Origin of the sequence: Flavobacterium sp. (assembly GCF_027482425.1) — a bacterium.
Classification (GTDB): Bacteria; Bacteroidota; Bacteroidia; order Flavobacteriales; family Flavobacteriaceae; genus Flavobacterium.
Genome location: NZ_JAIXWA010000023.1, coordinates 23,901 through 30,599, shown reverse-complemented (window position 1 = coordinate 30,599; position 6,699 = coordinate 23,901). Strand labels below are relative to the sequence as shown.

At 40.6% G+C, this 6,699-nt stretch carries 8 protein-coding genes; 7 read left to right on the top strand and 1 reads right to left on the bottom strand.

Translation table 11 applies throughout. The features are described from left to right. The 7 genes from Q0037_RS02250 to groL all read left to right on the top strand — a co-directional run. Positions 1–1,229, top strand: a 1,229-nt coding sequence (locus Q0037_RS02250) for a sigma-54-dependent Fis family transcriptional regulator (RefSeq protein WP_297514819.1), incomplete at its 5' end; no start/stop codon positions are given. Between the two features lie 52 nt (positions 1,230–1,281). Next, positions 1,282–2,079, top strand: coding sequence for a hypothetical protein (locus Q0037_RS02245; protein WP_297514816.1), 798 nt, complete (start codon positions 1,282–1,284; stop codon positions 2,077–2,079). 51 nt (positions 2,080–2,130) lie between these two features. Further along, a complete protein-coding gene (locus Q0037_RS02240) occupies positions 2,131–2,631 on the top strand; it encodes an LptE family protein (RefSeq protein ID WP_297514814.1) in 501 nt (166 codons plus the stop codon). A gap of 2 nt (positions 2,632–2,633) precedes the next feature. After that, positions 2,634–3,464 (top strand): hypothetical protein, encoded by an 831-nt coding sequence (locus Q0037_RS02235; RefSeq protein WP_297514811.1) that lies wholly within the window; start codon positions 2,634–2,636, stop codon positions 3,462–3,464. A gap of 3 nt (positions 3,465–3,467) precedes the next feature. After that, positions 3,468–3,830, top strand: a complete 363-nt coding sequence (gene secG, locus Q0037_RS02230; protein WP_297514808.1) for a preprotein translocase subunit SecG — start codon at positions 3,468–3,470, stop codon at positions 3,828–3,830. A 143-nt stretch (positions 3,831–3,973) separates the two neighbouring features. Then, positions 3,974–4,249, top strand: a complete 276-nt coding sequence (gene groES, locus Q0037_RS02225; RefSeq protein WP_073363128.1) for a co-chaperone GroES — start codon at positions 3,974–3,976, stop codon at positions 4,247–4,249. A gap of 42 nt (positions 4,250–4,291) precedes the next feature. After that, a complete protein-coding gene (gene groL, locus Q0037_RS02220; protein WP_297514803.1) occupies positions 4,292–5,920 on the top strand; it encodes a chaperonin GroEL in 1,629 nt (542 codons plus the stop codon). A 75-nt stretch (positions 5,921–5,995) separates the two neighbouring features. Here the strand turns inward: groL and Q0037_RS02215 are convergent, their stop codons facing one another. Then, the gene (locus Q0037_RS02215; RefSeq protein WP_297514800.1) at positions 5,996–6,664 is read right to left on the bottom strand and encodes a VTT domain-containing protein; all 669 of its coding nucleotides are present in this window, start codon (positions 6,662–6,664) and stop codon (positions 5,996–5,998) included. Between the last annotated feature and the right edge of the window lie 35 nt (positions 6,665–6,699).

Genomic DNA, 6,699 nt, shown 5'->3' with positions numbered 1-6,699 from the left:
TTGAAATTATCGGAAATGACGCCAAATTGAACCGCGCCATAGAAAAAGCAATTCAAGTGGCACCCACCGATATTTCGGTGTTGGCGGTAGGAGAAAGTGGTGTAGGAAAAGAAAGAATTCCGAAGATTATTCATTCCCTTTCGCATCGTAAACACGGTAAATACATTGCGGTCAACTGCGGGGCCATTCCTGAAGGCACCATTGATAGTGAACTTTTTGGTCACGAAAAAGGGTCGTTTACTGGGGCTACACAAACGCGCGAAGGCTATTTTGAAGTAGCCGATGGCGGCACCATTTTTTTGGATGAAGTAGGCGAATTACCTTTAACAACGCAAGTTCGTCTATTACGCGTTCTGGAAAATGGCGAATTCATCAAAGTGGGTTCGTCCAAAGTTCAAAAAACCAATGTGCGCATTGTTGCGGCCACTAATGTGAATATGCATGAAGCCATTGAAAAAGGAAAATTTAGAGAAGACTTGTACTATCGTTTAAGTACAGTAGAAATAGGATTACCTCCCCTACGTGAACGCCGTGAGGACATTCATTTGTTGTTTCGAAAATTTGCTTCAGACTTTGCGCACAAATACAAAATGCCCCCCATCAAGTTGGAAGATAACGCCGTAGGGTATTTGGTGAATTATCGTTGGGCAGGAAACATTCGTCAATTGCGCAATGTCGCCGAACAAATCTCGGTACTTGAAACCAAACGGGATATCAGTGCAACCACTTTGGCAGGATACATCCCGATGGACCAACGCAATTTGCCTAGTGTGGTTTCGCAAAGCAAATCGGAGAGTGATTTTGCCACGGAGCGCGATATACTGTATAAAGTTTTATTTGACATGAAAAGTGATTTGAATGATTTAAAAAAACTCACTTTAGAATTGATGAAAAACGGCAAAAACGTTCAGGATATCAATCCGAGTTTAATTCAAAAAATTTATGGCAAAGCCGAGGAAAGCACACCTTTTACTCCAGAGACTTCTGTTGCGGTGTACCAGCCTACCGTAGAAAACCATCAAGAGGAATTTCACGATGATGATGCTGAACACAACTATCTTTTTGCCGAAACCGTAGAAGAAGAGGAAGTATTGCGTTTGGAGCAAAAAGAGATCGAGTTAATCAAAAAGGCATTAGAACGAAACAAAGGCCGTCGAAAGGCAGCTGCCGATGAGCTAGGCATCTCAGAACGCACACTTTATCGAAAAATCAAGCAGTTTGACCTATAAATAGTGGCTTGACCAGAAATACATTTACATTTGAAGCCCAATTTAACCTACCATGAATAAACTACTCGTTCTAGCAGTACTTACCGTAAGTTTTTTTTCCTGTTCCAATGATAGTAATGACGCTACCAATACCACGGCACTTCGAGAAGTTGTCCTTTTCAGAAATTCACCTCAAGAATTGCATTGGAAATTCAATACCTCGGGTCAATTAACTGAAGCTACCAACGCCCAGAATCAATTGGTTGAGCGTTATACCTACAACAATTTGAATCAAATCACACGCGTTGGACTTTTCACCAATGGTACTGAAACCAGCAGTTTCACCTTTACATACAACAATAACGGCATAGTGGCTAGTATCAACGGAAATGCTGTGGTTCACAATTCAGCCACAAATACGTACACCTACTCGCACAATGGAACAGTTCGTACGGTGACATTTAATGCAGACCGGAAAGCTACTCAAATTGTTGAAATGGTTGGCACAGAATCTACAGGCTATTTGATGACCTATCAAAATGGGAATTTGACTTCATACACGCGTACTTCTATGACGTCCAATATGAGTCGGAATTATAGTTACAACACCATGATGACCTACCGCACGGAATTGGGTCGATACACTGCCGCTTTGGCCTTGGTAAAAAGTTTTACGGAACCCGAATTTTTAGCACATGCATTCACTTCGGAATATGTGCCTGAAGAATGTCATCACGGGGCTCCCGCAGCGCTGCGGTTCAGCTATGGTGTGATTCCTGGGGAACGCTCGTTACAATTTACTTCAGAAGAATATGTGAATGATACTCCGGGGACAATTGCTTCCTACCAAGAATATTATTACGGGAATTAATCTTCTTCAATTCGAAATATTGCTTTATTTTAGCGGTCTTATCTTTGATTCATGAAAGCATTACGGTGGATTTCTTTATTGGCTTTACTCGTATTCCTCAACGGTTGTGGAGGATATAGTTTTACGGGGATTCAAACCGACGCCAAAACCGTACAAGTAAAATATTTTCAAAATACAGCACCGCTTGTCGAACCTGGAATCGAACGAATTTTCACCAACAAATTACAGGAGGCCATTCAAAATCAAACGCGATTAAGTTTAACTTCATCCAATGGCGACTTGGTGTATGAAGGTGAAATCGTAGATTATCGCGTTTCTCCAATGACGTCGACCGCTAATTTTACAGCGGCACAAAACCGATTGACCATTACGGTATTAGTAAAATTTACCAACGCCAATAAAGTAGAGGAAAATTTTGAAAAACGTTTTTCCTTTTTTCAAGATTATGAAGGAAATGCGCAATTGACGGGAAGCAAACTCACGGAAGTTGTCGATTTCATCTTTAATCGTATTACGCAAGACATTATTAATGAATCGTTGGCAAAGTGGTAGGTATGAATAGCACTGATTACATCTATCTACTCAATAAACCTTATGCCATCAACGATCGGCAATTTCGAGAATTGGAACCGATTCTTGAAAAATACCCTTATTTTCAAAGTCCGCGTGTTTTGCAATTGAAGCATTTGTACAATCTCGACAGTTATCATTACAATGATGCGTTAAAAAAAACCGCGGCCTACACCCATGACCGTAGTGTACTTTTTGACTTTATTACGACAACGCAGTTTACTACTATTGACAATACGTTGTATGATCGCAAGATCGCTGAATTATTGAATATGGAGGTCATTGACTCTGAAGTAGTCGTCATACAACCTTTTGTAGATCCATTACAACAATCCCTTTTAGCTACCATTGAAAAATCGGGGGAAGTTGCAAAGGTGAATGAGTCTCATACCACAGTTTCATTGGAAATCGGAAAACCTTTGCCATTTAATACCGAAGAAAAGCATAGTTTTCAAGAATGGCTTCAACTTTCGCGTTTTAAACCTATTGAACGAAAAGAAATTCCTGCGGCAACTGAATCCGCTCCCAATACTGATGCCCGAGTGAAAAAACTGGAACTAATCGATAAATTTATAGAGACTAATCCGAAAATACCTGCGATTTCAAAAGACAGCACTCCTGCTGCAGTAGCCATGGAAACGCCCGATAAAAGTTATTTAATGACAGAAACCTTAGCAAAGGTGTATTTAGAACAGAAAAAGTACCCAAGGGCAATTCAAGCCTATGAAATTTTAATTTTGAAATATCCAGAAAAAAGTAGTTTCTTTGCAGACCGAATTGAAGAAATAAAAAAATTACAACAAAATAATCCCTAAACAATGAGCACATTTACAATCTTTTTGGTACTAATTACGATTGTTTGTTTTCTATTAATCATCGTAGTTATGGTTCAAAACCCTAAAGGAGGAGGCTTATCTTCTGCCTTAGGCGGAACACAACAACTAGGTGGTGTCCAAAAAACAACCGATTTCTTAGATAAGAGTACTTGGGTATTGGGTGCAGCGTTGATTGTGTTGGTTTTATTGTCTAGCATGAGCTTTCCTGGCTCTGGTGGCAGTAATGACAAAATCATCGATGCGAGTCAATCAGCAGCTCCGGCTCCAGAGGATGCCAAGGAAGCGAAACCGGGCGATGCGAACTCAAAACCAGCAGAAACCCCTGCAACTCCAGAAAAAAAATAACGTAAAGAGTCCCTGTTCGGGACTTTTTTTTTGACATAAAATTCGCTGACAGAAAGACTGAAAAATTGGCAGTTTTTACCCCTTGGCACAATTTCTGAAATAAACGAGGCAAACAAATAATAACAAACTAAAAATAATTCATTATGGCTTTAAACATCAAACCTTTATCTGATCGAGTTTTGGTTGAGCCTGCGGCCGCAGAAACAACCACCGCAGCAGGAATTATCATTCCAGACACTGCAAAAGAAAAACCACAACGAGGCACTGTCGTTGCAGTAGGTAACGGTAAAAAAGACCATACGATGACTGTCAAAGTGGGCGATACTGTATTGTATGGAAAATACGCTGGAACCGAACTAAAATACGACGGTAAAGATTATTTAATCATGCGCGAGGATGACATCCTAGCCATTATTTAAAAAACAGGATTAACAAAATCAAAAAAGTAAAAAAGTAAAACTATGGCAAAAGATATCAAATTTGACATTGAAGCACGCGACGGTTTAAAACGTGGAGTAGACGCTTTGGCCAATGCTGTAAAAGTAACCTTGGGCCCGAAAGGCCGCAACGTAATCATTTCAAAATCCTTTGGTGGCCCTACTGTAACGAAAGATGGAGTTTCGGTTGCTAAAGAAGTAGAATTGAAAGATGCCCTCGAAAATATGGGCGCCCAAATGGTGAAAGAAGTGGCTTCTAAAACCAATGACTTAGCGGGTGACGGAACGACTACAGCGACCGTTTTAGCGCAAGCCATTGTAAAAGAAGGGTTAAAAAACGTAGCCGCGGGGGCAAATCCAATGGATTTAAAACGCGGAATTGATAAAGCGGTTGAAACCATTGTAGCCAATCTTGGAAAACAATCCCAAGAAGTGGGAAGCTCTTCGGAGAAAATCAAACAAGTGGCTTCGATTTCGGCCAACAACGACGAAGTGATTGGGGATTTAATTGCCACAGCTTTCTCAAAAGTTGGTAAAGAAGGCGTCATCACGGTTGAGGAAGCCAAAGGAACCGACACTTATGTGGATGTCGTAGAAGGAATGCAGTTTGATCGTGGGTATTTGTCCCCTTATTTTGTGACGAATGCCGAAAAAATGGAAGTGGACTTAGATCGTCCTTACATTTTATTGTACGACAAAAAAGTTTCTTCTTTAAAAGAATTATTGCCTATCCTTGAGCCTGTGGCACAATCGGGCAAACCGTTGTTGATAATTGCTGAAGATGTAGATGGAGAAGCATTGTCGACGTTGGTGGTCAACAAATTACGCGGTGCGTTGAAAATCGCTGCTGTAAAAGCGCCTGGTTTCGGTGACCGTAGAAAAGCGATGTTGGAAGATATTGCTATTTTAACCGGAGGGACTGTTGTTGCTGAAGAAAGTGGCTTTACACTTGAAAATGCTACGTTAGAAATGTTAGGAACGGCTGAAAAAGTTACCATCGATAAAGACAATACTACGATTGTCAATGGAGCGGGTAATGCCGACATGATTAAAAATCGTGTAAATCAAATCAAAGCGCAAATTGAAACCACGACCTCCGATTATGACCGTGAAAAACTGCAAGAACGTTTGGCTAAATTAGCCGGTGGGGTTGCGGTATTGTATGTTGGTGCTGCCTCCGAAGTTGAAATGAAAGAGAAAAAAGACCGTGTTGACGATGCTTTGCATGCGACTCGTGCGGCGGTGGAAGAAGGAATTGTTGCTGGTGGAGGTGTTGCTTTATTGCGTGCCAAAGCGGCCTTAGCTGATTTAAAAGCTGAAAATGCGGATGAAGCTACAGGAGTACAAATTGTTTCTCGTGCTATAGAATCGCCTTTACGCACCATTGTTGAGAACGCTGGTTTAGAAGGTTCAGTAGTGGTAGCAAAAGTAGCCGATGGTAAAGGAGATTTTGGATACAATGCCAAAACCGATGAATACGTAGACATGTTAAAAGCAGGTATCATCGATCCGAAAAAAGTGACGCGTGTTGCTTTGGAAAATGCGGCTTCGGTTGCGGGCATGATTTTAACCACGGAATGTGCTTTGGTGGACATCAAAGAAGAATCAGCTCCGGCAATGCCGATGGGCGGCGGTATGCCCGGCATGATGTAAGATAAAATACATTAGCATAAAAAAATCCGACTGTTGTAATGGCAGTCGGATTTTTTATTGAAATATTTCTTGAGCCTATTTTCGTTTTCGAACAAACTTCATAATAACAGGAACTGTAGTAACCAATACGATTCCGATGACGATGTATTCTATATAATGTTTTAAATCAATATTGAACTGTATTTTAAACAACTCGTATAAATAGTGTCCCGCAAAGATCATTGTTACTGACCAGAGGACGGACCCAAGAATATTGTAAAACATAAATTTTTTACGGTCCATTTCTACAATACCCGCAATCACTGGGGCAAAGGTGCGTACAATGGGTAAAAAACGTGCAAATACGACCGCACGACTTCCGTATTTATCAAAAAATTCTTTCGATTGGTACAAATACTTTTTCTTAAAAAACAAACTGTCCTCCCGTTTGTACAAGTAGCTGCCGCTTTTTTTCCCAAACCAATAGCCAAACATATTACCAATGATTCCCATCACCGCTACCATAAAAGCGAGCAAGGTTACATTAATAAAATCACTTCCGGTTGAAAAATCCCGCATTAAGAGTTCGCTATAAATCCCACAAAGGAATAGTAAACTATCACCTGGCAGGAAGAAGCCCGCAAGTAGTCCCGTTTCGGCAAACACGATAAACAATACCACATAAAGGCCTATTTTGATGCCTCCAACTTCCAGTAAAATGTAAAACTCAGGGTTAAAAAGTTGTTTCCAATCAAAGTGGTCCATGAAATCTATTTTTTGAAGTCGTGAAATTAGGCATT

Bases quoted from the DNA above. Each gene is read 5' to 3' on its own strand.
- Q0037_RS02245 (WP_297514816.1), top strand. From the start codon at position 1,282: ATGAATAAACTACTCGTTCTAGCAGTACTTACCGTAAGTTTTTTTTCC.
- Q0037_RS02240 (WP_297514814.1), top strand. From the start codon at position 2,131: ATGAAAGCATTACGGTGGATTTCTTTATTGGCTTTACTCGTATTCCTC.
- Q0037_RS02235 (WP_297514811.1), top strand. From the start codon at position 2,634: ATGAATAGCACTGATTACATCTATCTACTCAATAAACCTTATGCCATC.
- secG (WP_297514808.1), top strand. From the start codon at position 3,468: ATGAGCACATTTACAATCTTTTTGGTACTAATTACGATTGTTTGTTTT.
- groES (WP_073363128.1), top strand. From the start codon at position 3,974: ATGGCTTTAAACATCAAACCTTTATCTGATCGAGTTTTGGTTGAGCCT.
- groL (WP_297514803.1), top strand. From the start codon at position 4,292: ATGGCAAAAGATATCAAATTTGACATTGAAGCACGCGACGGTTTAAAA.
- Q0037_RS02215 (WP_297514800.1), bottom strand. From the start codon at position 6,664: ATGGACCACTTTGATTGGAAACAACTTTTTAACCCTGAGTTTTACATT.